The sequence below is a fragment of the Enterobacter sp. BNK-13 genome (assembly GCF_048685015.1).
GTDB lineage: Bacteria > Pseudomonadota > Gammaproteobacteria > Enterobacterales > Enterobacteriaceae > Enterobacter > Enterobacter quasiroggenkampii.
On record NZ_JBLQTP010000001.1, the window covers coordinates 4,237,070 to 4,263,045 of the forward strand.

Genomic DNA, 25,976 nt, shown 5'->3' on the forward strand with positions numbered 1-25,976 from the left:
TGTTGTGTTGTGAACTTCTATACGTTTAGACGTCCAGATGTAAAAATGACGGAAAAGCGGAGGGACGTCAATAGAAATAATCAACAATAACGGTGAGGTTTGCTCAGGGAAGATGAGGGAAATTCATGATGGGGGTGAGTGCAGTCTGATGCACTCACCCTAACCCTCTCCCACAGGGAGAGGGAAATTGAGTTTTTACAGCAGCTTAGCCAGACGGTTGATGTCGGACTGGATGGCCCCGGCAGTAACGTCGCGCCCGGCGCCCGGGCCGCGGATCACCAGCGGGTTATCGCGGTACCAGCGGCTTTCGATGGCGAAGACGTTATCGCACGGCAGCAGCGCCGCCAGCGGATGTTCAGGACGCACCGCCTCGACACCGACTCGCGCTTTTCCGTTGGCCTCGAAACGCGCCACGTAGCGCAGCACCAGCCCCATCTCGTTCGCGGCTTCCAGACGCTGCACCATCTGCTCGTTAAGTTCTTCGCCATTTTCAAAGAAATGGTCCACAGAACCTTCTTCACAGCCGGCAGGCACCAGCGACTCGACGCGGACGGAATCCGGTTCGATGTCATAACCCGCTTCACGCGCCAGGATCACCAGCTTGCGCATCACGTCTTTACCGGAGAGGTCAACGCGCGGATCGGGTTCCGTTAAGCCCTGCTGCCACGCCTGATCCACCAGGTCGGTGAACGGTACGGTGCCGTCAAACTGCAGGAACAGCCAGGAGAGCGTGCCGGAGAAGATACCGCTCAGCGCCAGAATGCTGTCGCCGCTTTCAATCAGGTCGCGCACGGTGTGGTTTACCGGCAGGCCCGCACCCACGGTGGCGTTATACAGCCAGTGACGACCGGTTTTTTCAAACGCGTCGTGGATCTGGCGGTATTTGTCGGTGCTGCTTGCCCCCGCCAGCTTGTTGGCGCTGATGACGTGGAAACCGTGGCTGGCGAAATCAAGATACTGATCGGCAAGCTGTTCGCTGGCGGTAACGTCCAGCACCACCAGATCGTCATACGGGTGCGCACGCATCCACAGGAACAGCGACTCTTCATCCTGCTCGACGGCTTCATCATTAAAGAAGGCAAGCGCGCGGCTGGCATCCAGCCCTTCGTAGTTCAGCAGGCTGCGGCGGCTGTCCACTACGCCTGCGAGAATGAATTCGAACCCGGTACGCGCCGAAAGCGTGACCTGTTCGCGGGCAAACAGCTCCAGCCAGCGGGAACCGATGTTGCCTTTACCAAACAGCACCAGGCCGATGCGTTTTTCCGCGCGGAACAGGGAGGTATGCAGACCCTGAATAAGGCTTTCGGTTGGCCCTTTGCGCAGAACGGCCACCAGGCTAATGCCCTCTTCCGATTGCCAGGTAAATTCCACCGGCTGGCCTTTCAGCTGCTGCCAGAAGCGGTGGCAGTGCAGCGGGTTACGGGTGACGCCCGCGCCCACCATCGCCACCAGCGCCAGCCCCTGACGCAGGCGAAGCTCGCCCGGCAGACCGGCTTCATCCAGAATTTTCAGGGCGCTGTCCGCCACTTCTGCGGTATAGCAGAACTGCAGCAGCTGGCGGTCATTGTGAACACCCACGGCCAGCGGACGCACCTGGGCGCGTTTCAGGATCGTGTCGATCTCTTTATGCGCCAGCCTGAAGTCCTGGCCCGCAGGAACCTGGAATTCAATCAGGCAGATGTCGTCGTGGCTGGTGACAATACGCGCCCCGGTACCGGACGCCAGCACGCGCTCAATGCGCGTGGAGCCTTGATCCGGGGTGTAGCTGCAGCGCAGCTGGAGGTCGATATCACTGCCGGAAACCGGCTGCAGGGTGCGCGCGTGCAGCACTGGTGCGGCCAGACGCGCCAGTTCGCTGGCTTCATCCAGGCGCAGCAGCGGCAGCAGGCAGGCATCTTTTACTTTGCGCGGGTCCGCGCTGTAAACACCGGCCACGTCGCTCCAGATGGTGACGCGGGACACGCCCGCCAGCGCACCGATTTGCGTTGCCGAGTAGTCGGAGCCGTTACGGCCCAGCAGCACGGTTTCACCTGCGTTGCTGCGGCTGATAAAGCCGGTAACCACAATGCGTTTGCCCGGATGCTGCACCAGCAGCTGTTGCAGCAGTGGGTAGGACAGGCCTTCATCCACCTGTGGCTGCGCGGCGCGTTCGGCGCGCAGGAAATCACGCGCGTCGAGCCAGGCGGCGTCTACGCCCAGGTGTTGCAGAACCGCAGCCATCAGGCGTGCGGACCACACTTCACCGTGGCCCACCACTTCGGCATACACCGCATCGGTAATGCCGCTATCCAGCAGGGCGGCCAGACGCTCAAGGTCATGCGTGAAGGCACTGATCAGCCCGTCCGCTACGTCCGCAGGCAGCAAGCCAGCAATCAGCTCGCTCTGGTAACGACGTAAGGACTGTTGCACCTGATGCGCAGAAAGGCGATCGGTCTGGCTCAGTTTCAGCCAGCTAATCAACTGGTTGGTGGTGCTGCCCGCCGCCGAGACAACCATCATGTCACCCGGCTGTGAATATTCCGTCATGATCCCTGCGACACGCAGGTAACATTTCACATCAGCAAGACTACTACCACCAAACTTGTGCAGTTGACGACCCTTCGCCCCTGCCTGCGCTATCACACTCATGATTACCCCTTGGCTGCGATCCGGAAGCCATTTTCCAGATCGGCAATTAAATCTTCAGAATCTTCAATACCGGTTGAGATCCGCAGCAGCGTCTCCGAAATACCGGCGGCGGCACGTGCTTCGGGTGCCATTCCTGCGTGCGTCATGGTCGCGGCGTGGGAGATCAAGCTTTCAACCCCACCTAAAGATTCCGCCAGCGTAAACAATGACAGCCCGCTCAGGAAGCGACGCAGCGTTTGCTCGTCACCATCCAGTTCAAAACTTAACATCGCGCCAAACCCTTTCTGCTGGCGCGCGGCAATCTCGTGCCCCTGATTTTCCGGCAGCGACGGGTGATACAGCTTCTTCACCAGCGGCTGGGTTTTCAGGAAATCGACAATCGCCTGAGCATTGCGCTGCGCCACGTCCATGCGCGGCGACAGCGTGCGGATGCCGCGCAACAGCAGGTAGCTGTCGAAGGCGCCTGCGGTGACGCCAATATTATTGGCCCACCATGCCAGTTCGGTGACAACATCCGGATCTTTGGCAATCACCACACCTGCTACCACGTCAGAATGGCCGTTCAGATATTTAGTGCATGAATGCAATACCAGATCGGCACCCAGTGCGAGTGGGTTCTGAAGGGCCGGACTGAGGAACGTATTATCCACTACACTTATCGCTCCCGCATCCCTTGCGAGCTGACAAATTTTCGCAATATCGACAACGCGCAACAATGGATTGCTTGGACTTTCTACCAGAACCAGCTTCGGTTTCTCTGCCAGCGCCTGTTTCAGTGCCTGTTCGTCGTTTTGATCGACAAACAATACGCGATAGCAGCCGCGTTTCGCCAGGCTATCAAACAGGCGATAGCTGCCGCCGTAGCAATCGTGCGGCGCAACCAGCAGGTCGCCTGGTTTCAGGAACACGGTGGTCACCAGGTGAATGGCGGACATCCCCGTGTTGGTTAACACAGCACCTGCGCCACCTTCCAGTTCGGCCAGCGCGCGCTGGGTCACGTCACGCGTAGGGTTGCCACGACGCGAGTAATCATGCGCGCGGGGTTCATTAAATCCGGTGAAGTTGTAGGTACTGGAAAGATGAATGGGCGGGACAACGCAGCCGTACTGCTCGTCATCATTTAATCCGCTACGCACTGCGATAGTGGCCTGTTTACGCGTCATGGTGAGGGCTTCCTGGCGAATGAGGTGAAAAGTCAGGCACCAGAGTAAACACTGAAAGTATGGACGTCAATACATCTGGACATCTAAACTTCTTTGCGTATAGATTGAGCAATGCGCAAATAGCCGTTAAAATTATATGCTTTAGTGCACGCTGCAGCGGCAATATCCGTGCCACGGTATCGTCTCTACGGTAAACTAGGCAAGATTGCGGTTCAAAACGGGTGGTTACCGGTTTTGCACCTTTAAATAAATGACTGAGAGGATTAAAGGTATCTCATGGCTGAATGGAGCGGCGAATATATCAGCCCATACGCTGAGCACGGTAAGAAGAGTGAGCAAGTAAAGAAAATTACGGTTTCCATTCCTCTGAAGGTGTTGAAGATCCTCACCGATGAACGTACGCGTCGTCAGGTGAATAACCTGCGCCACGCAACCAACAGCGAACTGCTGTGCGAAGCGTTTCTGCATGCGTTTACCGGTCAACCGTTGCCGAACGATGACGATCTGCGCAAAGAGCGTAGTGACGAAATCCCGGAAGAGGCGAAAGTAATCATGCGTGAACTGGGTATTGACCCGGAGACGTGGGAATACTAACTGCGGTGTGATCCCGCTGAGGTGACTCAGCGGGATAGTTTTTAGAAGTTGTAGCCTAAACCCACGCGCAGACGCGTCTGGCGATCGTCGCTGGTGGCGGTGTTATAGCCGGAAGAGACATTGCCCACTTCGATAAACGGGATCCACGAGTCGATGTTATACGCCACGCGGAAGTTATATTCGTAATCTTCTTTTTTATTGTTATACAGGTCTTCGTTGTCGGCGAATTTATAAATGCCGTTTAACTCGAACATCCAGCTATCAATGTTATAACCCAGCCACACTTCCGGACGATAAACCATACGGTCATCTTTACCGTCAGCATTACGGCGAGTGTACTCCGTACGATAACGAAATGCCGTCCACCAACTGTCATTAATATTATACTGTACGCGCAGATAAGGCTTATAGATGGCCATATCATCACCCATTTCAACGGCGACGCCCGGCTGCCAGATAAAACCTTGCCAGGTAAATTGATAGCTTGCGGTATATTCGTTGCTGTTACTTTCCATATTATTAAGCGCGTCGTTAGACTGCTTGTTATCGGAGCGCGATACCGCCTCAACCGCTACGCCAAAGCCGGTGCCAAAGCGGTGTGACATGTATACACGGTCATAGTTACGCCCATCGTCGTAATACTCGTGTCGGTAATCCACATATCCCGCCTGCGCCGCGCACGATATTAACGGAAGCACAAATAAGACTTGCTTCAATTTCATAACAGTTCCCTCGAAGTAAATGCGCCCTGAAAGCCACCTTGTCGTAATGGCGAATAAGAATGTATGACGGGCGAAGTGTAATTTTACGAAACGAGAGAAACCTTTTAATTTTTGACACACTCATTAAAAGGTGGCAAAGAATTAAAGAAATGAGAGATGCAGTTCACTATCCGTTAAAGAATACATCAGACAAATATTTTAATACAATGATGCGTAATTAATTATTTTAGATAGAAATATCCAGGTGTGATTTATTCAGAAGGGATATAACAGGCACAAAAAAACCGCCCGTAGGCGGTTTTTTCTGGATGCTTATTTAGCGCCCGGGATGCTGAAACGCTTGTTGAAGCGGTCAACACGGCCACCGGTTGCAACATCACGCTGCTTACCAGTGTAGAACGGGTGGCATTTGCCGCACACGTCCAGGTTCAGATCGTGACCCACGGTAGAGCGGATCTGGATAGAGTTACCGCAAGAACAGTTTGCAGTAATCATTTCGTATTTCGGGTGAATATCTTTTTTCATGGGAGAACCTCAGTTAAGGCCGCGTCGCTCTTCCAGCCCTAACGCCAGACACCACGCGATGTTGATTGTAAGTTCTTTGGCGTAAAGTACACCAAAGGCGGCGAATCATACAGAATTTGACCAACGTATGCAAACTGATCCGCACGCCGCTTTTACTAATGTGTATACTAACGCGCCACTTTTCAAGTCAGGAAGATTCGATGCCCGTCGCTCACGTTGCCCTGCCCGTTCCGCTTCCCCGCACCTTTGACTATCTGCTGCCCGACAGCATGAACGCCAAAGCGGGCTGCCGCGTGACCGTGCCATTTGGCAAACAGCAGCGCGTGGGGATCGTTGTCTCCATCAGCGATAAAAGCGAACTGCCGCTTAACGAACTGAAATCGGTCGTTGAGGTGCTGGACAGCGAGCCTGTTTACTCCACCAGCACCTGGCGACTGCTGCTGTGGGCGGCAGATTATTATCATCACCCGATTGGCGACGTCCTGTTCCACGCCCTGCCAATGATGCTGCGTCAGGGCAAAAGCGCCAGCCACGCGCCGATGTGGTACTGGTTTGCCACGGAGGAAGGCCAGGCCGTCGACATCAACAGCCTGAAGCGTTCGCAGAAACAGCAGCAGGCGCTGGCGGCGCTGCGTCAGGGGAAAATCTGGCGACATCAGGTCGACGAGCTTGAGGTCAGCGAAACGGCACTACAGGCATTGAGAAAGAAAGGGCTGAGCGACCTGGCAAGCGAAGCACCTGCCCTTTACGACTGGCGGGAAAATTTCTCCGTGTCAGGGGATCGCCTGCGTCTGAATACCGAGCAGGCCACCGCGGTAGGCGCGATTCATAGCGCCTCCGATCATTTCTCTGCCTGGCTGCTGGCGGGCGTCACCGGTTCCGGCAAGACCGAAGTTTACCTGAGCGTGCTGGAAAACGTGCTCGCGCAGGGTAAACAGGCGCTGGTGATGGTGCCGGAAATTGGCCTGACGCCGCAAACCATCGCCCGATTCCGCGAGCGCTTTAACGCGCCGGTTGAGGTTCTGCACTCCGGCCTGAACGACAGCGAGCGCCTCAGTGCCTGGTTGAAAGCGAAAAACGGCGAAGCGGCGATTGTGATTGGCACCCGTTCGTCGCTGTTCACGCCGTTTAAAAATCTTGGCGTAATCGTGATCGACGAAGAGCACGACAGCTCCTATAAACAGCAGGAAGGCTGGCGCTATCACGCCCGCGATCTGGCCGTCTACCGCGCGCACAGCGAGCAAATTCCTATTGTTTTGGGATCCGCCACGCCTGCGCTGGAAACGCTGCACAACGTGCGCCAGCGTAAATACCACATGCTGCGCCTGACGCGCCGGGCGGGGAATGCCCGTCCGGCCATTCAGCACGTGCTGGATCTGAAAGGTCAGCAGGTTCAGGTGGGGCTAGCGCCTGCGCTGATTACCCGCATGCGCCAGCATTTGCAGGCGGGGAATCAGGTCATTCTGTTCCTCAACCGTCGTGGATTTGCCCCCGCCCTGCTGTGCCACGACTGCGGCTGGATTGCCGAGTGCCCGCGCTGTGATCACTACTACACCTTCCATCAGGCCCAGCGGCATTTGCGCTGCCACCACTGCGACAGCCAGCGTCCGGTGCCGCGCCAGTGCCCGTCATGTGGTTCAACGCATATTGTGCCGGTCGGTCTGGGGACGGAACAGCTGGAACAGGCGCTTGGGCCCTTCTTCCCGGACGTACCGATTTCGCGTATCGACCGGGACACCACCAGCCGCAAAGGCGCGCTGGAACAACAGCTGGCGGAAGTGCATCGCGGCGGCGCGCGCATCCTGATTGGCACCCAGATGCTGGCCAAGGGCCACCACTTCCCGGACGTGACGCTGGTCGCCCTGCTGGACGTGGACGGCGCGCTGTTCTCGGCAGATTTCCGCTCCGCCGAGCGCTTCGCCCAGCTTTACACCCAGGTTGCCGGACGTGCAGGACGCGCCGGTAAACAGGGCGAAGTGGTGCTGCAAACACACCACCCGGAGCACCCGCTGCTGCAAACCCTGCTGCACAAAGGCTATGACGCCTTTGCCGAGCAGGCGCTGGCGGAACGCCAGACCATGCAGCTGCCGCCGTGGACCAGCCACGTCATCATCCGCGCGGAAGATCATAACAACCAGCAGGCGCCACTTTTCCTGCAGCAGTTGAGAAACCTCCTGCAGGCCAGCCCGCTGGTGGATAACCAGCTGTGGATTTTGGGCCCGGTGCCTGCCCTCGCGCCAAAACGCGGCGGCCGTTTCCGCTGGCAGATCTTGCTCCAGCACCCCTCGCGTATTCGTCTTCAGCATATCGTCAGCGGCGCGCTGGTACTGATAAACACCCTGCCCGAAGCGCGAAAAGTGAAGTGGGTCCTGGACGTCGACCCTATCGAAGGCTGAAGCTGGATCGAAAAATTTAACGCTCCTCACACTTTTTATGAAAATTCTGTAACCGATTCCATTAACTATCTGTAAAAATGGTGATGTCAGAAGTTCGGTGTTCAGGCGAGGAGAAGACGTTGAAGTCCAGGAAAGAGGTTGCGACTGCGACCATGAAAGACGTTGCCCAGAAAGCACAGGTCTCTACGGCAACAGTATCCCGCGCATTAATGAACCCGGATAAAGTCTCCCAGGCGACCCGTAACCGGGTGGAGCAGGCTGCGCTTGAAGTGGGCTATTTTCCGCAGGCAATGGGGCGTAACGTCAAACGCAACGAGTCGCGCACCATCCTGGTAATTGTGCCGGACATCTGTGACCCTTTCTTTAGCGAGATTATCCGCGGTATTGAAGTCACCGCGGCGGAACAGGGGTATCTGGTGCTGATTGGCGACTGCGCCCACCAGAACCAGCAGGAAAAAACCTTCATCGACCTCATCATCACCAAGCAGATTGACGGCATGCTGCTGCTTGGCTCTCGCCTGCCGTTTGATGCCAGCATCGAAGAGCAGCGTAATTTACCGCCGATGGTCATGGCCAACGAGTTTGCGCCAGAGCTGGAGCTGCCGACGGTCCATATCGATAACCTTACCGCCGCGTTCAACGCCGTAAACTATCTCCAGGAGCTGGGGCATAAGCGTATTGGCTGTATCGCCGGGCCGGAAGAGATGCCGCTGTGTCACTACCGTTTGCAGGGCTACGTTCAGGCGCTGCGCCGGACCGGCGTCACCGTCGATCCGCACTACATTGCGCGCGGTGATTTTACCTTCGCTGCGGGTGGACAGGCGCTGGAGAAACTTCTGGACCTGCCTGAGCCGCCAACCGCCGTATTTTGTCACAGCGACGTGATGGCGCTGGGCGCATTATCGTATGCCAAACGCCGCGGTCTTCGCATACCGAAAGATTTATCCATCATCGGATTCGATAATATTTCGCTTTCGGAATTTTGCGATCCGCCGCTCTCAACGGTCGCTCAGCCGCGCTACCAAATCGGCCGCGAAGCGATGCTGCTTCTGCTGGATCAGCTTCACGGTCAAACAGTTAGCAGCGGCTCACGGTTGCTGGACTGCGAACTGATCGTCCGCGGCACGACCCAGGCAGTGACTTAAAGTAAACGTCTTTCGGATACCCTTATCTGGTCAAAGCCCCGCCGCTTAAGTAACATGGCGGACTGACGAACGAATAAATACAGCGAAACGATAGTGGCACAACGAGATTATGTACGTCGCGGCCAGCCGGCACCTTCGCGACGCAAAAAGAGTAGCTCAAGAAAAAAGCAACGTAACCTGCCTGCTGTCTCGCCAGCAATGGTCGCTATTGCTGCGGCTGTAGTCGTCGCCTTTATTGGTGGCCTGTACTTTATCACGCACCATAAAAAAGAAGAGTCCGAGGCGCTTCAGGCCAGTAAAGTCGCCGGAAATGGCCTCCCTCCGAAGCCTGAAGAGCGCTGGCGCTATATCAAAGAGCTGGAGAGCCGTCAGCCTGGGGTGCGTGCGCCAACGGAACCTTCTGCGGGTGGTGAAGTACAGAATGCGAATCAGCTGACGGATGAACAGCGTCAGCTGCTGGCACAAATGCAGGCCGATATGCGCCAGCAGCCTACGCAGCTGAACGAAGTGCCGTGGAATGAGCAGACGCCGGAACAGCGCCAGCAAACGCTGCAGCGTCGCCAGGCACAACAGCAGATTCAGCAGCAACAGCAGTGGGCGCAAACTCAGCCGGTACAGCAGCCTAAGGCACAGCCGCGGGTCACGGAACAGCCGTATCAGCAGCCGACGCGTACGGTGCAGTCTCAGCCTGTCCAGCAGCAGCCTAAAACGCAGCCGCAGAAGCAGGCGGCTCAGCCGTATCAGGATCTGCTCCAGACGCCAGCGCATACCACCGCCCAGCAGCCGAAAACGCAGCAGGCCGCGCCGGTAACGAAAGAGACCGAAGCGCCGAAGCAGACGGCGGAGAAAAAAGACGAACGTCGCTGGATGGTACAGTGCGGTTCGTTCAAAGGTGCGGAGCAGGCGGAAACGGTGCGCGCGCAGCTGGCCTTTGAAGGGTTTGATTCGCGTATTACCACCAATAACGGCTGGAATCGCGTGGTGATTGGTCCGGTCAAAGGCAAAGAAAATGCCGATGGCACCCTTTCTCGTTTGAAAATCGCCGGTCACACAAACTGCATTCGACTCGCCTCCGGGGGTTGAAACCCCCAAATTCCCCCCCATCTATCATTTAATTCAGCCCTGAGCACAGGCTCAGGGCTTCTGTTTCCCGATTCTGTAACCAGGGGGTCTGCTCGTGACAACAATAGTAAGTGTACGCCGTAACGGCCATGTGGTAATCGCCGGTGATGGCCAGGCCACGCTGGGTAATACCGTCATGAAAGGCAACGTGAAGAAAGTGCGTCGTCTCTACAACGACAAAGTGATCGCCGGCTTTGCAGGCGGCACGGCGGATGCTTTCACGCTGTTTGAACTGTTTGAACGTAAACTGGAAATGCACCAGGGTCATCTGGTGAAAGCCGCCGTTGAGCTGGCGAAAGACTGGCGTACCGACCGCATGCTGCGCAAGCTCGAAGCGCTGCTGGCGGTCGCCGATGAGACCGCATCGCTTATCATCACCGGTAACGGTGACGTGATTCAGCCGGAAAATGACCTGATTGCCATCGGCTCTGGCGGCCCTTATGCCCAGGCTGCTGCCCGCGCGCTGTTGGAAAATACCGACATGAACGCGCGTGATATCGCGGTGAAGGCGTTGGATATTGCAGGTGATATCTGCATCTATACCAACCACAACCACACCATCGAAGAATTGACCTCCAAAGCGTAAGGATCTCCCATGTCTGAAATGACCCCACGCGAAATTGTCAGCGAACTGAACAAACACATTATCGGCCAGGATAACGCCAAGCGCTCCGTGGCTATCGCCCTGCGTAACCGCTGGCGTCGTATGCAGCTTGACGAAGAGCTGCGCCACGAAGTTACGCCGAAAAACATTCTGATGATCGGCCCGACCGGCGTCGGTAAAACCGAAATCGCCCGTCGTCTGGCGAAGCTGGCTAACGCGCCGTTCATCAAAGTTGAAGCCACCAAGTTCACCGAAGTGGGCTATGTGGGTAAAGAAGTGGACTCCATCATCCGCGATCTGACCGACTCGGCGATCAAAATGGTGCGCGTCCAGGCGATTGAGAAAAACCGCTATCGCGCGGAAGAGATGGCCGAAGAGCGCATTCTCGACGTGCTGATCCCGCCAGCAAAAAACAACTGGGGTCAGGCTGAACAGCAGGCGGAACCGTCTGCTGCACGTCAGGCGTTCCGCAAAAAACTGCGTGAAGGCCAGCTGGATGACAAAGAGATTGAGATCGATCTCGCTGCCGCGCCAATGGGTGTGGAAATCATGGCGCCTCCGGGCATGGAAGAGATGACCAGCCAGCTGCAGTCCATGTTCCAGAACCTGGGCGGTCAGAAGCAAAAAACGCGTAAGCTGAAAATCAAAGACGCGATGAAGCTGCTGATTGAAGAAGAAGCGGCGAAGCTGGTGAATCCGGAAGAGCTGAAGCAGGACGCTATCGACGCGGTTGAGCAGCACGGCATCGTGTTTATCGACGAAATCGACAAAATTTGTAAGCGCGGCGGCAACAGCTCCGGCCCGGACGTGTCCCGCGAAGGCGTCCAGCGCGACCTGCTGCCGCTGGTTGAAGGCTGCACCGTCTCCACCAAGCACGGTATGGTGAAAACGGACCACATCCTGTTTATCGCATCAGGTGCCTTCCAGGTTGCCAGCCCGTCGGATCTGATCCCGGAACTGCAGGGCCGTCTGCCTATCCGCGTTGAGCTGCAGGCGCTGACCACCGAAGATTTCGAACGTATCCTGACCGAGCCAAACGCCTCTGCGACCGTACAGTACAAAGCGCTGATGGCGACCGAAGGCGTGAACCTCGAGTTCACCGAAGACGGTATCAAACGTATTGCCCAGGCTGCATGGCAGGTGAACGAAACCACCGAAAACATCGGTGCGCGCCGTCTGCATACCGTGCTGGAACGCCTGGTCGAAGATATCTCTTACGACGCGAGCGACCTGAACGGTCAAACCGTTACCATTGACGCAGAATATGTGAGTAAACATCTGGATGCGTTAGTGGCAGATGAAGATCTGAGCCGTTTTATCCTATAATCGCGGTTACTGGATTCTCATCACGTTTAATGGGGGCTAATGCCCCCATTTTTATTGGCTAAATACTTATGACTGACATCAGCCGTACGCAGGCGTGGCTCGAAAGTCTGCGCCCTAAAACACTCCCTCTGGCCTTCGCCGCGATTATCGTCGGTACGGCGCTTGCCTGGTGGCAGGGTTATTTCGATCCGCTGGTCGCCGCGCTGGCATTGATTACCGCCGGCCTGCTGCAAATCCTCTCCAACCTCGCCAATGACTACGGCGACGCGGTGAAAGGCAGCGACAAACCTGACCGTATCGGGCCGCTGCGTGGAATGCAAAAAGGGGTGATTACCCAGGCGCAGATGAAGCGCGCGTTAATCATCACCGTAGTGCTGATCTGTTTATCGGGTCTGGCGCTGGTGACGGTGGCGTCTAAGACTCCCAGCGATTTCATTGGTTTTCTGGTGCTGGGCTTATTGGCCATTATCGCGGCCATCACCTACACCGTCGGCACGCGACCTTACGGTTATATTGGGCTCGGTGATATCTCCGTCCTGGTTTTCTTCGGCTGGCTGAGCGTCATGGGAAGCTGGTACTTACAGGCGCATACGGTAATCCCTGCCCTGTTCCTGCCTGCGACCGCCTGCGGTCTGCTGGCGACAGCGGTGCTCAACATCAACAACCTGCGCGACATCGACAGCGATCGCGAGAACGGTAAAAACACCCTGGCGGTCCGTCTGGGGCCAGTGAATGCGCGTCGCTACCATGCCTGCCTGCTGATGGGGGCCCTGGTCTGCCTGGCGTTGTTTAACCTGATTTCCCTGCACAGTCTTTGGGGCTGGCTGTTTGTGCTTGCCGCGCCGCTGCTGATTAAGCAGGCCCGTTTTGTGATGCGTGAACGTAGCCCGGCCGCCATGCCGCCGATGCTGGAGCGAACCGTAAAAGGCGCGCTGCTGACTAACCTGTTGTTCGTCATCGGGATTGTCTTAAGCCAGACGCTCAGTTAGCTGACAAATATCAATTAACAATTGATGATTTTGCCAACAACGCATTTCGCACGATATACTGAACACATTCGCAGCAACTGAGCGTTAAACCTATGAAATACGATACCTCCGAGCTTTGTGACATCTACCAGGAAGATGTCAACGTCGTTGAACCGCTGTTCTCCAACTTTGGTGGGCGGTCGTCGTTTGGCGGACAGATCGTCACGGTGAAATGTTTCGAGGATAACGGGTTGTTGTACGATCTGCTCGAACAGAACGGCCGCGGCCGCGTACTGGTGGTCGACGGCGGCGGTTCCGTGCGGCGCGCATTGATTGATGCTGAGCTGGCCGGTATTGCCGTGCAGAACGAGTGGGAAGGCCTTGTGGTCTACGGTTCCGTGCGTCAGGTGGACGATTTGGAAGACCTGGATATCGGGATTCAGGCCATCGCGGCCATACCGGTAGGGGCGGCGGGTGACGGTATCGGCGAAAGCGACGTGCGTGTCAATTTCGGCGGCGTGACCTTCTTCTCCGGCGACCATCTCTACGCCGATAATACCGGCATTATCCTTTCCGAAGATCCGCTGGATATCGAGTAATAAAACCGTAAGCGTGGACCATAAAAAAAACCGCCAACAGGAATGTGGCGGTTTTTTTGTCCCTCGGGATTCGCGGTCCGTTGGGAAGGTTTGCAACCTTTAACCAGGATTTTTATCTTACCCTGGTTCAAATCTCAGGTAACCCCATCGATCCTTTATAAATTCCTAATTAACTATTAAAACCTTAACTACGCTGCTGCTGCTCATTATGATGCATCGTCCCTTTCCGCCATCTCGCACATGGGCATCGGTCCAGGGAAAGGTGTATTCACAACCGTAAAGCAACCTTTAACCGGGCTTGTGTCCACCGACTTATCACCGGTGGTGATCGGTGGAGCGGTTAGCTGCAGGGACCGCATAATGAAACGCTATTTATGTATCGCGTTCATTGTCGCCAGCGTACTCGTTGTAAAGAGTGATGAACCGAATGTGTTCGTTGCTTTTGCTATGACAGCGCAGGAGAAGTAGCGTTAAGGCCGCCTCTGGCGGCCTTTTTTATAACTGGCATAAAAAAAGCCGGGTAGCGGCATCGCCTTACCCGGCCTGTTCAGTTCATCCCAATGGGAATCAGACTTCTTCCATACGTCCCAGCAGCGCCTGCAGGCGATCCTGCCAGCCGTTCTGCTGTTCGCGCAGCTGGTTGTTTTCGCGCTCCAGTTCTTCGCGGCTGTGCTGCGCGTTTTGTACTTCCTGCGCCAGGCTGTTGTTCTTCTCTTTCAGCTCTTCAATTTCCATCTGCAGCAGGGTGATGGTGTCAATCGCCTGCTGTACTTTCGATTCCAGTTTCTCAAACACTTCTAAAGACATGATGCTACCTCTCCTGAATTGCAAGGCGACGCTTTAACATAAACGCGCACGACATATACCGTCGATTGTATGGAGCGCGGCGCTCTGTGTCCAGCGACACACCGCGCAGATCGCGGTTTGCAACACTTTTAGGTCTGGTCCTGGTGCGTTCGCGTCATATCCCCCTAAATTGTTAACTCATTCGTTAATGAAATGATTCAGCTCTCATTCCTGTACCGATCCTGTACTGCTGTAAAAATGTGCTTTATGGCGCGAAAACGCTCATTTTATTGACACAGACCACACATTTTGATTTCGATATTTCTCGTTTTTGCTCGTTAACGATAAATTAACACTATGTCTACAGGGCATCGTGGCTGTCACGGGCGGCCATGCTAACAATAAACATCAATTTCTTCAGGATTCCGATTATGAGTCAGACATCAACCTTAAAAGGCCAGTGCATTGCCGAGTTCCTTGGTACCGGGTTGTTGATATTCTTCGGAGTGGGCTGTGTCGCTGCACTGAAAGTGGCGGGTGCCAGTTTTGGTCAGTGGGAAATCAGTATCATCTGGGGTCTGGGCGTGGCGATGGCCATCTACCTGACTGCAGGAGTTTCTGGTGCACATCTTAACCCGGCGGTGACTATCGCACTGTGGCTGTTCGCGTGCTTCGACGGACGCAAAGTTGTTCCTTTCATTCTTTCTCAGTTTGCCGGCGCGTTTTGCGCAGCGGCGTTAGTTTACGGGCTTTATTACAATCTTTTCATCGACTTCGAACAGACGCATCATATGGTGCGCGGCAGCGTCGAAAGTCTGGATCTGGCAGGCATCTTCTCAACCTATCCAAACCCGCATATCAATTTTGTGCAGGCGTTCGCAGTTGAAATGGTGATTACCGCTATTCTGATGGGCGTTATCCTGGCGCTGACCGACGACGGAAACGGCATTCCGCGCGGCCCGCTGGCCCCACTGCTGATTGGCCTGCTGATCGCGGTGATTGGCGCTTCCATGGGCCCGCTGACCGGCTTCGCGATGAACCCGGCACGTGATATCGGACCTAAAGCGTTCGCCTTTATCGCAGGCTGGGGCGACGTCGCCTTCACCGGCGGCAAAGACATTCCTTACTTCCTGGTACCGCTGTTTGCGCCAGTTGTCGGGGCTGCGTTGGGTGCGTTCAGCTACCGCAAATTAATTGGTCGCCATTTACCGTGCGACACCTGTGTGGAAGAGGAGAAGGAAACGACTTCTACCGCACAACAAAAAGCTTCGCTGTAATCTGACTACGGGACACATACCATGACCGAAAAAAAATATATCGTTGCGCTCGACCAGGGCACTACCAGCTCCCGCGCTGTCGTAATGGATCATGACGCGAACATCGTCAGCGTGTCACAGCGCGAATTTGAGCAAATTTACCCTCGTCCAGGCTGGGTCGAACACGACCCAATGGAGATCTGGGCGTCACAAAGCTCCACGCTGGTCGAAGTGCTGGCGAAAGCCGATATCAGTTCCGACGAGATTGCCGCGATTGGTATCACTAACCAGCGTGAAACGACGATTGTCTGGGAACGTGAAACCGGTAAGCCTATTTACAACGCCATCGTCTGGCAGTGCCGCCGTACCTCTGAGATTTGCGAACAGCTGAAGCGCGACGGCATGGAAGAGTACGTGCGCAGCGCCACCGGCCTGGTGGTTGACCCGTATTTCTCCGGCACCAAAGTGAAATGGATCCTCGACCATGTGGAAGGTTCACGTGAGCGTGCAAAGCGCGGCGAGCTGCTGTTCGGTACCGTTGACACCTGGCTTATCTGGAAGATGACCCAGGGACGCGTTCACGTCACCGACTACACCAACGCCTCGCGTACCATGCTGTTCAACATCAACACCCTGGAGTGGGATGACAAGATGCTGGACGCGCTGGATATCCCACGCGCGATGCTGCCTGAAGTGCGCAAGTCTTCTGAGGTATATGGCCAGACCAACATCGGCGGTAAAGGCGGCACCCGTATTCCTATCGCCGGTATCGCCGGTGACCAGCAGGCGGCGCTGTTCGGCCAGCTGTGCGTCAAGGAAGGGATGGCGAAGAACACCTACGGCACCGGCTGCTTTATGCTGATGAACACCGGCGAGAAAGCGGTGAAATCAGAAAACGGTCTGCTGACTACCATCGCCTGCGGCCCGCGCGGCGAAGTGAACTATGCCCTGGAAGGTGCGGTGTTCATGGCCGGCGCGTCTATCCAGTGGCTGCGTGACGAGATGAAGCTGATCAGCGATGCGTTCGACTCCGAGTACTTCGCGACCAAAGTGAAAGACACCAACGGCGTGTACGTGGTGCCTGCGTTCACCGGTCTGGGCGCACCGTACTGGGACCCGTATGCACGCGGCGCGATTTTCGGTCTGACGCGTGGCGTGAATTCTAACCACATTATTCGCGCCACCCTGGAATCCATCGCCTACCAGACGCGCGACGTGCTGGAAGCGATGCAGGCGGACTCTGGCATTCGTCTGCACGCCCTGCGCGTGGACGGCGGTGCGGTCGCGAATAACTTCCTGATGCAGTTCCAGTCCGACATTCTGGGCACCCGCGTTGAGCGTCCTGAAGTGCGTGAAGTGACGGCGCTGGGCGCGGCGTACCTTGCCGGTCTGGCGGTAGGCTTCTGGCAGAACCTGGACGAGCTGCAGGAAAAAGCGGTGATCGAACGCGAATTCCGTCCGGGCATCGAAACCACCGAGCGTAACTTCCGCTACAGCGGCTGGAAGAAAGCGGTCAAACGCGCCCTTGCGTGGGAAGAGCACGACGAGTAAGACAAACGTATCCCTCTCCCCTTTGGGGAGAGGGGACTTAAAACCCCCCTCCCCACTCTGTGATAAACTTCGTGCAATTCCTTTTGATTGCACGAGTACCTCATGAAACGTGAACTTGCTATCGAGTTTTCCCGCGTCACCGAAGCGGCCGCCCTTGCAGGCTATAAATGGCTGGGTCGTGGTGACAAAAATACCGCCGACGGCGCAGCCGTCCATGCCATGCGCATTGTGCTTAACCAGGTCAACATCGACGGCACTATCGTGATCGGCGAAGGCGAGATCGACGAAGCGCCAATGCTCTATATCGGTGAAAAAGTCGGTACCGGCAAAGGTGATGCTGTGGATATCGCCGTCGACCCGATCGAAGGCACGCGCATGACGGCAATGGGTCAGGCCAACGCCCTGGCGGTGCTGGCCGTAGGCGATAAGGGCTGCTTCCTTAACGCGCCGGATATGTACATGGAAAAGCTGATTGTCGGTCCTGGCGCAAAAGGCGCAATCGACCTCAGCCTGCCGCTGGAAGAGAACCTGCGTAACGTCGCCAGCGCGCTAAACAAACCGCTGAGCGAACTCACCGTCACCATTCTGGCCAAACCGCGCCACGACGCCACTATCGCGCAGATGCAAAAGCTCGGCGTGCGCGTGTTTGCCATTCCGGATGGTGACGTTGCCGCCTCGATCCTGACCTGCATGCCGGACAGTGAAGTGGACGTACTGTACGGCATCGGCGGCGCGCCGGAAGGCGTAGTCTCTGCGGCAGTGATCCGCGCGCTGGACGGCGATATGCAGGCTCGTCTGCTGCCCCGCCACGAGGTGAAAGGCGACAGCGAAGAGAACCGCCGTATCGGGGAAAACGAGCTGGCACGCTGCGAAGCGATGGGTATCGAGGCCAACAAAGTGCTGGCGCTACATGATATGGCCCGAAGCGATAACGTGGTCTTCTCGGCGACCGGTATCACCAAAGGCGATCTACTGGACGGCATCACCCGCAAGGGCAATATGGCGACCACCGAAACGCTGCTGATCCGCGGCAAATCGCGCACCATTCGCCGCATCCAGTCTATCCACTATCTCGACCGCAAAGACCCGGACGTACAGACGCACATTCTGTAAAACCGTTTGATCGATAGAGCTTTCCGGCCCAAATGGGCTGGAAATCTCCCCGTTAAGTACGGAAGATAGAACAGAGAAACAGCACAGGAGAAGATCATGGCGGACTGGGTAACAGGTAAAGTCACAAAGGTACAGTTCTGGACCGATGCGCTATTTAGTCTCACCGTGCATGCTCCCGTACACCCGTTTAAAGCCGGGCAATTTGCGAAGCTGGGGCTGGATGTCGACGGCGAGCGCGTGCAGCGCGCCTACTCTTACGTTAACTCGCCTGATAACCCGGATCTCGAGTTCTATCTGGTCACCGTTCCTGACGGTAAACTCAGCCCGCGCCTTGCCGCCCTTAAGCCCGGCGACGAGGTGCAGATCGTGAGTGAAGCAGCAGGCTTCTTTGTGCTCGAAGAGATCCCGGATTGTGACACGCTCTGGATGCTGGCAACCGGCACGGCCATCGGTCCTTATCTCTCTATTTTGCAGTACGGCAAAGACCTCGAGCGTTTTAAAAACATCGTGCTGGTGCACGCTGCGCGCTATGCCGCAGACCTGAGCTACCTGCCGCAGATGCAGGCGCTGGAACAACAGTACGGCGGAAAGTTAAAGATTCAGACGGTGGTCAGCCGCGAAACCGTAGCAGGAACGCTGACCGGCCGCGTGCCGGCGCTTATTGAGAGTGGTGCCCTGGAAGAGGCGGTGGGTTTGCCGCTGAACGCTGAAACCAGCCACGTCATGCTGTGTGGCAACCCGCAGATGGTACGGGACACGCAGCAGCTTCTGAAGGATACCCGGCAGATGACGAAACATCTTCGCCGCCGGCCAGGCCATATGACCGCCGAACACTACTGGTGATCAGCGGTATTTCACCTCAACGGTATCTTTACCGTATTTGTTTTCGCTCTGGGTGCCGATAAACGCACCCAGATCGACAAGCATCATCACGAAGATGACCGACGGCAGCAGCCTGCCCACAACCCACGGCAGGATGGACGGCAGCATCGCCCAGTTTCCCGCCACCAGCATCCACGCCAGAATAATCAGAAATGCCCACGCGCCGGAACGTCCGCGATCGTGCAGGCGTTTCACGACGACAGCCGCCGTTGGCCAGAGCAGGCAGACCAGCGCGAAGGCCGCCGTTTGCGTGCTTAGCCATGCGTTATAGGCAACGAAAAACAGAAGCAGCATGGCGACAACCCACGTCACCATCCAGATCCAGAAATCACGGCGTCCAATACGCCCTTTGAATGAAAACAGCCACTGCTGTATGGTCATGTAAGGTTCCTTATTATCATATCGCGCGCATTTTACCCTGGAGTTGTGACCTTTTGACAAGCCGACCAGATATCGTTTTAATCATGAGCACTTACGGCCAGGGGCAATGTTGATGAAAAGTTCGACACATTCTCTTTTCCTGTGTTTAGCGCTGCTCAGCGCAGGCTTTACCCTGCACGCCGCCGAAACCACAGCCCCGACCACCGCACCGTATCTGCTGGCGGGCGCACCGTCGTTCGATCAGTCCATCAGCCAGTTTCGTGAAGCCTTCAATCAGGCCAACCCCACGCTGCCGCTGGATGAGTTTCGTGCCATTGATGGCCCCCGCGACACGCCTACCCTGACCCGTGCGGCAAGCAAGATTAACGAGAATTTGTATGCTTCCACGGCGCTGGAGCGCGGGACGTTAAAAATCAAAAGCATGCAGATCACCTGGCTGCCAATACAGGGGCCAGAGCAGAAAGCCGCGAAGGCAAAAGCCCTGGAGTACATGAGCGCGGTCTTGCAGGCGTTTACCCCTGCGCTAACGAAAAAGCAAAGCCAGCAAAAGCTGCAAAAACTCCTCACCGCCGGTAAAAACAAGCGTTACTACGCCGATACCGAAGGCGCGATCCGCTATGTTGTGGCGGACAACGGCGAAAAAGGACTGACCTTCGCTGTTGAACCGATTAAGCTGGCACTATCAGACACCCTTGGCGGGGCGAATTAATGACAAAAAGCAAAGCCTTTCGAGGGAAAATCTCTATACTGATTCACAGACCATGCTGCCCGACAGGGTGGCCATATTCCTTAATTCGCTTATTGAGCGTGGAGAATTGAAATGCGACATCCTTTAGTGATGGGTAACTGGAAACTGAACGGCAGCCGCCACATGGTAAACGAACTGGTTGCGAACCTGCGTAAAGAGCTGGCTGGCGTGACCGGCTGCGCGGTTGCTATCGCTCCGCCGGATATGTATCTGGATCTGGCTAAACGTGCCGCTGACGGCAGCCACATCATTCTGGGCGCGCAGAACGTTGACGTTAACCTGTCTGGCGCGTTCACCGGTGAAACCTCCGCTGAAATGCTGAAAGATATCGGCGCGAAATACATCATCATCGGCCACTCCGAGCGTCGCACCTACCACAAAGAATCCGACGAGTTCATCGCGAAGAAATTCGCCGTGCTGAAAGAGCAGGGTCTGATCCCGGTTCTGTGCATCGGTGAAACCGAAGCAGAAAACGAAGCGGGCAAAACTGAAGAAGTGTGCGCACGTCAGATCGACGCTGTGCTGAAAACGCAGGGCGCAGCAGCGTTCGAAGGCGCGGTAATCGCTTACGAGCCAGTCTGGGCGATCGGTACCGGCAAATCAGCAACCCCTGCGCAGGCTCAGGCGGTTCACAAATTCATCCGTGACCACATTGCGAAAGCTGACGCCAAAGTGGCTGAGCAAGTGATCATCCAGTACGGCGGTTCCGTTAACGCGTCTAACGCTGCTGAGCTGTTCACCCAGCCAGACATCGATGGCGCGCTGGTTGGCGGTGCATCCCTGAAAGCGGACGCTTTCGCGGTGATCGTTAAAGCGGCAGAAGCGGCTAAACAGGCGTAATTGCCTTTGTGGCGGGTGGCGCTTCGCTAACCCGCCCTACGGTTATGTAAGCCCGGTAAGCGTCAGCGCCACCGGGCTTTTTTACAGCCGTCTCAGCAGGCTAAACCACAGGTAATCCAGCGGCAGCAGCACCAGATACGTCGCTATCGCCAGCGCCAGACAGAGCACCATCCCCGCCCTGGCAGGCACCTTTCCTAGCCCCATCGCCACCACGATCGGCGACGCCTGATACGGCAGCAGCGGCGTGGAATAGCCGAGCACCTGAATCATGATCACCGACAGCAGCGGGAAGCCGGTCGCATCCGAGAAGCTTTGCGCCAGGGTGGTATACAGCGCAGGAACGCCGTTGGCGGTCATAATGAAGTTGAGTGCGGTGGTAATACCGGTCAGCGCCAGGAAACTGGTGAACGGTCTATCTGCATCCAGCGGCATAATGCGGAGCAACGCCTCGCCCACCGCCGTTCCGATACCGGTTTGGGTCACGACGATCGCCAGCCCCAAAATACCAGCAACGTAGATACAGGTACGCATATTCACCCCCGCAGAAAACTCCTCTCCGGTGATAAAACCGATGCGGGGCAGCATAACGATGATCGATGCCGCCAGCCCGGTCCAGGCGGGCCCCACGCCGTGCCAGCTCTCCGTCACCCACATCCCCAGCACCACCGCCAGCAGCCAGGCAAGACGCTTTTCGTCCCGCCCCATAGGCTCTGACGGCGCCTGTTCCTTCGGCGGTTTCGGGCTACCGGGAAATAGCCAGCAGATCAGACCAATCAGGATCAGGCCTTTGAGAACGCCCAGCACCGGCGTGTGCAGCAGCAGATACGGGACATAGTTCAGATGGATGCCGTACGAGCCTTCCGCCGCACCGCTCATCACAAGGTTAGGCACGTTAGCGGGCAGAATCGTCGCCGAAAGCTGGAACGTCCCGAACCCTACCGCCAGCGCCAGACCAAACCAGGCGCGGGAGCCGTCGGCGATACCGGCGCGTTTTGCCATCGCCGCGACAATCGGCATCAGCAGCGCAATACGTCCCATGTTCGACGGCATCACAAACGCCAGCGCATAGCTCAGCAGCACCACGCTCGCTACCATTAATACCCAGGAGTCGGTGAGCTTTGCCGACAGCGCCCGGGCGGCCCGGTCTGCCAGACCGGTTTTACGGATCGCCACGCCGAGCACGAATCCGCTGAAGACCAGCCAGAAGGCCGACGAAGCAAAACCGCCGAAAATCACCTCCGGCGGGGCGATCTTCGCGGTCATTGCCGCCGTAAAGAACAGCAGTGCGGTGATGAATTCCGGCAACAGCGACGTCGCCCATAGCACGATAGTGACCCCAACGATCAGTGAGGGTACCAGCAGAGGATACGTTGACCAGAGCGACATACCTGTCTCCTGTAGAATTTTTCAGCAAGTCTACGGCGACAGGCAGGGCGAGTAAACGCTATTTATGGTGGGGTCAATTTAGAATAGCGCATTGATGATCCTGCAGTTCCTCAGCGGACGCGCGGTTAAGCATCAGCAAGTTACGTTCGGTTGCCAGCAACACAAACGAACCATCCGACTGCTGCGCCATCGCCAGGGCAAAGCGCCCCATATGGTCGCGCGCTTCCGGAAGCTCTTCAGCCAGCATTATGAACGGACTGCGCTGCACCAGCTCATTCTCCGTCACCCGACGAGCAAGATACTCATGCCCTTCCAGCCCGCCGGGAAGCGGCAGCCACTGGGTGCTGATTTCTCCCTGTGCCGCATTGAGCTTCTCGCGCACGTCCGGGCGCAGGCAGGAGATATGAATATGAAAATGGTTCTGCGTGCGACCAGTCGGCGAGTTAATCGTCAGCGAAATGGCGCTGTCGGGCACCTCGGATCCGCGCTTCAGGGTCATAAAGCTGCGCGACTGCCAGGCCAGCCAGAAAAAGTTCGGCGTGTGCGCTTCGGTCAATAGCGGGCTCTCGGTGCCGTTGATGCGATATGTCGGCATCAGCAGATATTGCAGCGGCCCGTTGCGGTCTTTAAAGACTACATAGCCTGCATCCGTTTTCACCTGCGCACACGGTGCCGGGTTACGATTCTGGATCTGATTCGGCACGCACTGGTCGAGAACGATATGTCGCAACGCATTCGGATTACCCGCTTTCATCCAGTACACGCCGCCAGCGGCAAGGGCGATGACAATGAGGATCAATAAGATAATTTTTTTCACAACGCGTTCCCTGTTTTCAATAGAGGCAAAAGAGTAACGCAAAATGATGACCAAATAAAAAACCCGGCGGATTTCTCACGCCGGGTTACCGTGTCATTGGCTAATGGTTAGCGCTGGCTGATCTGATCGAACGTGCCGCCGTTAGAGAAGTGCTCTTTCTGCGCTTTCGTCCAGCCGCCGAACTCGTCATCAATGGTGAAGAGTTTCAGTTTAGGGAAGACGCTTTCGTATTTCTTCGCCACCGCCGGATCGCGTGGACGATAGAAGTTTTTCGCCGCAATTTCCTGGCCTTCTGGCGAGTAGAGATACTTCAGGTAGGCTTCCGCCACCGCTTTGGTATCTTTCTTCTCAACCACTTTATCGACAACAGAGACGGTCGGCTCAGCCAGAATAGATTCGCTTGGGGTCACAATTTCGAACTTGTCTTTACCCAGCTCGTTAGTGGCCAGCAGGGCTTCGTTTTCCCATGCGATCAGCACGTCGCCAATCCCGCGCTCGACGAAGGTATTGGTGGCGCCACGCGCGCCAGAGTCCAGCACCTCAACGTTTTTATACAGCGCTTTCACGAATTCCTGCGCTTTGGCCTGGTCGCCATTGTTGTGGTGCAGCGCGTAGCCCCACGCACCCAGGTAGTTCCAGCGAGCGCCGCCAGAGCTTTTCGGGTTAGGGGTGATGACGGACACGCCTGGCTTAATCAGGTCATTCCAGTCATGGATCTGTTTCGGGTTGCCTTTACGGACCAGGAAAACGATGGTTGAGGTGTATGGCGCGGAGTTATCCGGCAGGCGTTTGATCCAGTTTTTGTCGATACGGCCACGCTCGGCGATCGCGTCGACATCGTAGGCGAGCGCCAGGGTCACCACGTCAGCTTCGATACCGTTGATGACGGAGGTCGCCTGCTTGCCAGAACCGCCGTGAGACTGGCGAACCACGACATTGTCGCCGGTTTCCTGTTTCCAGTGTGCCGCAAACGCTTTGTTGTATTGCTCGTACAGTTCACGCGTCGGGTCGTATGACACGTTCAGTAACTGGATGTCCTTAGCCAGAACGCTGGTCGATGCCAGCAATAATGTTAAACCCACGCCCCATTTATTCATCGCCCAGCTCTCTTGTGTAGTGTTTTGATGAATGCAGCGTGCCAGAAAGCGAATCGAGGATTAAAGAATAAAAAAAGATTGGCTATAACGTAGTGGAATAAAAAAGCGTGCACGCATAAAAAAGCCGGGTGGCGGCTACGCCTTACCCGGCCTACGAGTCGTGCTTTTGTAGGCCCGGTAAGCGCAGCGCCACCGGGCAACAGAGCCAATCAGTACAGTTTTTTCGCGCAGTCCAGCCAGTCACCTTTGAACGGACGCTTCATGTTTTCAATCGCGTCGATGATGTCATGGTGAACCAGTTTTTCGTTCTGAATACCGACGCAGCGGCCGCCGTGGCCCTGCAGCAGCAGTTCGATTGCGTACGCGCCCATACGGGACGCCAGAATACGGTCGTACGGGCCAGGGGAACCGCCACGCTGGATGTGCCCCAGTACGGTGGCACGGGTTTCACGCTTGGTTTCGGTTTCGATGTACTTGGCCAGCTCGTCTACGTCACAGATGTGCTCGGTGATAGCCACGATCGCGTGTTTTTTGCCTTTCGCGATGCCCGCTTTGATTTCAGCTACCAGATCTTCACGGCTGAATTCCACTTCCGGAACCACGACAAACTCACAACCACCCGCAATCGCCGCAGCCAGGGTCAGGTCACCGCAGTAACGCCCCATCACTTCAACGATAGAGATACGCTGGTGAGAAGAAGAGGTGTCACGCAGGCGGTCAATCGCTTCAACAACGGTTCCCAGCGCGGTGAAGTAACCGATGGTGTAGTCGGTGCCTTTGATATCGTTGTCGATAGTGCCTGGCAGACCGATGCACGGGAAGCCCATTTCTGTCAGACGTTTTGCACCCATGTACGAGCCGTCACCACCGATAACCACCAGGGCGTCCAGGCCACGTTTTTTCATGTTCTCGATAGCCACTTCACGAACGTGTTCATCACGGAATTCCGGGAAGCGTGCAGACCCAAGGAAGGTACCGCCACGGTTGATCATGTCAGACACGCTGTAACGGTCGAGCTGAACCATACGGTCTTCATACAGACCCAGGTAACCATCATAGATACCAAAAACTTCCAGACCTTCCGTCAGCGCCGCGCGAACAACCCCACGAATTGCCGCGTTCATGCCCGGCGCATCACCGCCGCTTGTCAACACACCGATTTTCTTAATCATGACTACCTCTGAACTTAGGAATGCAAAATTGAAATCTGTTGCCGGAAGAAACTTATCGACCAACGAATACTGCAAATAGTATATCAATCCCTTCCAGCTGAATTGATTCAGGTCAGACCAAATGGCGGTAATTTATACACAAAATGCTGGCCTGG

24 protein-coding genes are annotated in these 25,976 nt (G+C 56.1%); 14 read left to right on the forward strand and 10 right to left on the reverse strand.

Going from position 1 to position 25,976, the window contains the following annotated elements; genetic code table 11:
* Positions 1-195: 195 nt before the first annotated feature.
* Together ACMGGQ_RS20445 and metB are read right to left on the reverse strand one after the other, a co-directional pair.
* On the reverse strand, positions 196-2,628 hold the full coding sequence (locus ACMGGQ_RS20445; RefSeq protein WP_008501797.1) for a bifunctional aspartate kinase/homoserine dehydrogenase II: 2,433 nt from the start codon (positions 2,626-2,628) through the stop codon (positions 196-198).
* Between the two features lie 2 nt (positions 2,629-2,630).
* Positions 2,631-3,791: a cystathionine gamma-synthase gene (gene metB / locus ACMGGQ_RS20450; protein WP_045909121.1), complete on the reverse strand. Its 1,161-nt coding sequence runs from the start codon at positions 3,789-3,791 to the stop codon at positions 2,631-2,633.
* Between the two features lie 276 nt (positions 3,792-4,067).
* Between metB and metJ the strand changes: the two genes are divergently transcribed.
* Positions 4,068-4,385 carry a met regulon transcriptional regulator MetJ gene (gene metJ, locus ACMGGQ_RS20455; RefSeq protein WP_003862042.1) on the forward strand — a complete coding sequence of 106 codons (318 nt, stop codon included), beginning with the start codon at positions 4,068-4,070 and terminating at the stop codon, positions 4,383-4,385.
* A gap of 41 nt (positions 4,386-4,426) precedes the next feature.
* Here the strand turns inward: metJ and ACMGGQ_RS20460 are convergent, their stop codons facing one another.
* On the reverse strand, positions 4,427-5,107 hold the full coding sequence (locus tag ACMGGQ_RS20460) for an oligogalacturonate-specific porin KdgM family protein (RefSeq protein WP_028015662.1): 681 nt from the start codon (positions 5,105-5,107) through the stop codon (positions 4,427-4,429).
* Between the two features lie 312 nt (positions 5,108-5,419).
* On the reverse strand, positions 5,420-5,632 hold the full coding sequence (rpmE, locus tag ACMGGQ_RS20465; protein ID WP_003862040.1) for a 50S ribosomal protein L31: 213 nt from the start codon (positions 5,630-5,632) through the stop codon (positions 5,420-5,422).
* Between the two features lie 200 nt (positions 5,633-5,832).
* On the opposite strand from rpmE, the gene priA reads away from it, so the two are divergent.
* The 7 genes from priA to rraA all read left to right on the forward strand — a co-directional run bounded on the left by priA (position 5,833) and on the right by rraA (position 13,792).
* Positions 5,833-8,028 carry a primosomal protein N' gene (gene priA, locus ACMGGQ_RS20470; protein WP_420290440.1) on the forward strand — a complete coding sequence of 732 codons (2,196 nt, stop codon included), beginning with the start codon at positions 5,833-5,835 and terminating at the stop codon, positions 8,026-8,028.
* Between the two features lie 119 nt (positions 8,029-8,147).
* Complete coding sequence (cytR, locus tag ACMGGQ_RS20475) at positions 8,148-9,173, forward strand: DNA-binding transcriptional regulator CytR (RefSeq protein ID WP_420290441.1); 1,026 nt, start codon at positions 8,148-8,150, stop codon at positions 9,171-9,173.
* A gap of 93 nt (positions 9,174-9,266) precedes the next feature.
* The gene (ftsN, locus tag ACMGGQ_RS20480; protein ID WP_032635441.1) at positions 9,267-10,256 is read left to right on the forward strand and encodes a cell division protein FtsN; all 990 of its coding nucleotides are present in this window, start codon (positions 9,267-9,269) and stop codon (positions 10,254-10,256) included.
* Between the two features lie 94 nt (positions 10,257-10,350).
* Positions 10,351-10,881: an ATP-dependent protease subunit HslV gene (gene hslV / locus ACMGGQ_RS20485; protein WP_008501802.1), complete on the forward strand. Its 531-nt coding sequence runs from the start codon at positions 10,351-10,353 to the stop codon at positions 10,879-10,881.
* Between the two features lie 9 nt (positions 10,882-10,890).
* Entirely contained in the window at positions 10,891-12,225 is a 1,335-nt protein-coding gene (gene hslU, locus ACMGGQ_RS20490; RefSeq protein ID WP_008501803.1) for an HslU--HslV peptidase ATPase subunit, read from the forward strand.
* Positions 12,226-12,293: 68 nt separating this feature from the next.
* Positions 12,294-13,214 carry a 1,4-dihydroxy-2-naphthoate polyprenyltransferase gene (gene menA / locus ACMGGQ_RS20495; protein WP_008501804.1) on the forward strand — a complete coding sequence of 307 codons (921 nt, stop codon included), beginning with the start codon at positions 12,294-12,296 and terminating at the stop codon, positions 13,212-13,214.
* Positions 13,215-13,306: 92 nt separating this feature from the next.
* Positions 13,307-13,792, forward strand: coding sequence for a ribonuclease E activity regulator RraA (gene rraA / locus ACMGGQ_RS20500; protein WP_023309687.1), 486 nt, complete (start codon positions 13,307-13,309; stop codon positions 13,790-13,792).
* A 567-nt stretch (positions 13,793-14,359) separates the two neighbouring features.
* Here the strand turns inward: rraA and zapB are convergent.
* On the reverse strand, positions 14,360-14,599 hold the full coding sequence (gene zapB / locus ACMGGQ_RS20505; RefSeq protein ID WP_008501806.1) for a septal ring assembly protein ZapB: 240 nt from the start codon (positions 14,597-14,599) through the stop codon (positions 14,360-14,362).
* 410 nt (positions 14,600-15,009) lie between these two features.
* Here zapB and ACMGGQ_RS20510 point away from each other — a divergent pair, with 410 nt between their 5' ends.
* The 4 genes from ACMGGQ_RS20510 to fpr all read left to right on the forward strand — a co-directional run bounded on the left by ACMGGQ_RS20510 (position 15,010) and on the right by fpr (position 19,341).
* A complete protein-coding gene (locus tag ACMGGQ_RS20510) occupies positions 15,010-15,855 on the forward strand; it encodes an MIP/aquaporin family protein (RefSeq protein ID WP_014885705.1) in 846 nt (281 codons plus the stop codon).
* A 21-nt stretch (positions 15,856-15,876) separates the two neighbouring features.
* Positions 15,877-17,385: a glycerol kinase GlpK gene (gene glpK, locus ACMGGQ_RS20515; RefSeq protein WP_014885706.1), complete on the forward strand. Its 1,509-nt coding sequence runs from the start codon at positions 15,877-15,879 to the stop codon at positions 17,383-17,385.
* A gap of 102 nt (positions 17,386-17,487) precedes the next feature.
* Entirely contained in the window at positions 17,488-18,498 is a 1,011-nt protein-coding gene (glpX, locus tag ACMGGQ_RS20520; protein WP_111967934.1) for a class II fructose-bisphosphatase, read from the forward strand.
* 96 nt (positions 18,499-18,594) lie between these two features.
* Positions 18,595-19,341 carry a ferredoxin--NADP(+) reductase gene (gene fpr / locus ACMGGQ_RS20525; RefSeq protein WP_048028397.1) on the forward strand — a complete coding sequence of 249 codons (747 nt, stop codon included), beginning with the start codon at positions 18,595-18,597 and terminating at the stop codon, positions 19,339-19,341.
* Here the strand turns inward: fpr and ACMGGQ_RS20530 are convergent, their stop codons facing one another.
* Positions 19,342-19,761, reverse strand: a complete 420-nt coding sequence (locus ACMGGQ_RS20530; protein ID WP_262781256.1) for a DUF805 domain-containing protein — start codon at positions 19,759-19,761, stop codon at positions 19,342-19,344. It abuts the gene before it with no gap.
* Between the two features lie 112 nt (positions 19,762-19,873).
* On the opposite strand from ACMGGQ_RS20530, the gene ACMGGQ_RS20535 reads away from it, so the two are divergent.
* Positions 19,874-20,470, forward strand: coding sequence for a DUF1454 family protein (locus tag ACMGGQ_RS20535; protein ID WP_045909117.1), 597 nt, complete (start codon positions 19,874-19,876; stop codon positions 20,468-20,470).
* Positions 20,471-20,581: 111 nt separating this feature from the next.
* Positions 20,582-21,349 carry a triose-phosphate isomerase gene (gene tpiA, locus ACMGGQ_RS20540; RefSeq protein WP_003862019.1) on the forward strand — a complete coding sequence of 256 codons (768 nt, stop codon included), beginning with the start codon at positions 20,582-20,584 and terminating at the stop codon, positions 21,347-21,349.
* Positions 21,350-21,430: 81 nt separating this feature from the next.
* On the opposite strand, the gene ACMGGQ_RS20545 is transcribed toward tpiA, so the two are convergent.
* From ACMGGQ_RS20545 to pfkA, 4 genes are all read right to left on the reverse strand, one after another.
* Complete coding sequence (locus ACMGGQ_RS20545) at positions 21,431-22,735, reverse strand: SLC13 family permease (RefSeq protein ID WP_420290442.1); 1,305 nt, start codon at positions 22,733-22,735, stop codon at positions 21,431-21,433.
* A 73-nt stretch (positions 22,736-22,808) separates the two neighbouring features.
* Positions 22,809-23,552, reverse strand: a complete 744-nt coding sequence (locus tag ACMGGQ_RS20550; RefSeq protein ID WP_048226875.1) for a CDP-diacylglycerol diphosphatase — start codon at positions 23,550-23,552, stop codon at positions 22,809-22,811.
* A 107-nt stretch (positions 23,553-23,659) separates the two neighbouring features.
* On the reverse strand, positions 23,660-24,649 hold the full coding sequence (locus ACMGGQ_RS20555) for a sulfate ABC transporter substrate-binding protein (RefSeq protein ID WP_024909198.1): 990 nt from the start codon (positions 24,647-24,649) through the stop codon (positions 23,660-23,662).
* A gap of 209 nt (positions 24,650-24,858) precedes the next feature.
* Complete coding sequence (gene pfkA, locus ACMGGQ_RS20560) at positions 24,859-25,821, reverse strand: 6-phosphofructokinase (RefSeq protein WP_008501816.1); 963 nt, start codon at positions 25,819-25,821, stop codon at positions 24,859-24,861.
* Between the last annotated feature and the right edge of the window lie 155 nt (positions 25,822-25,976).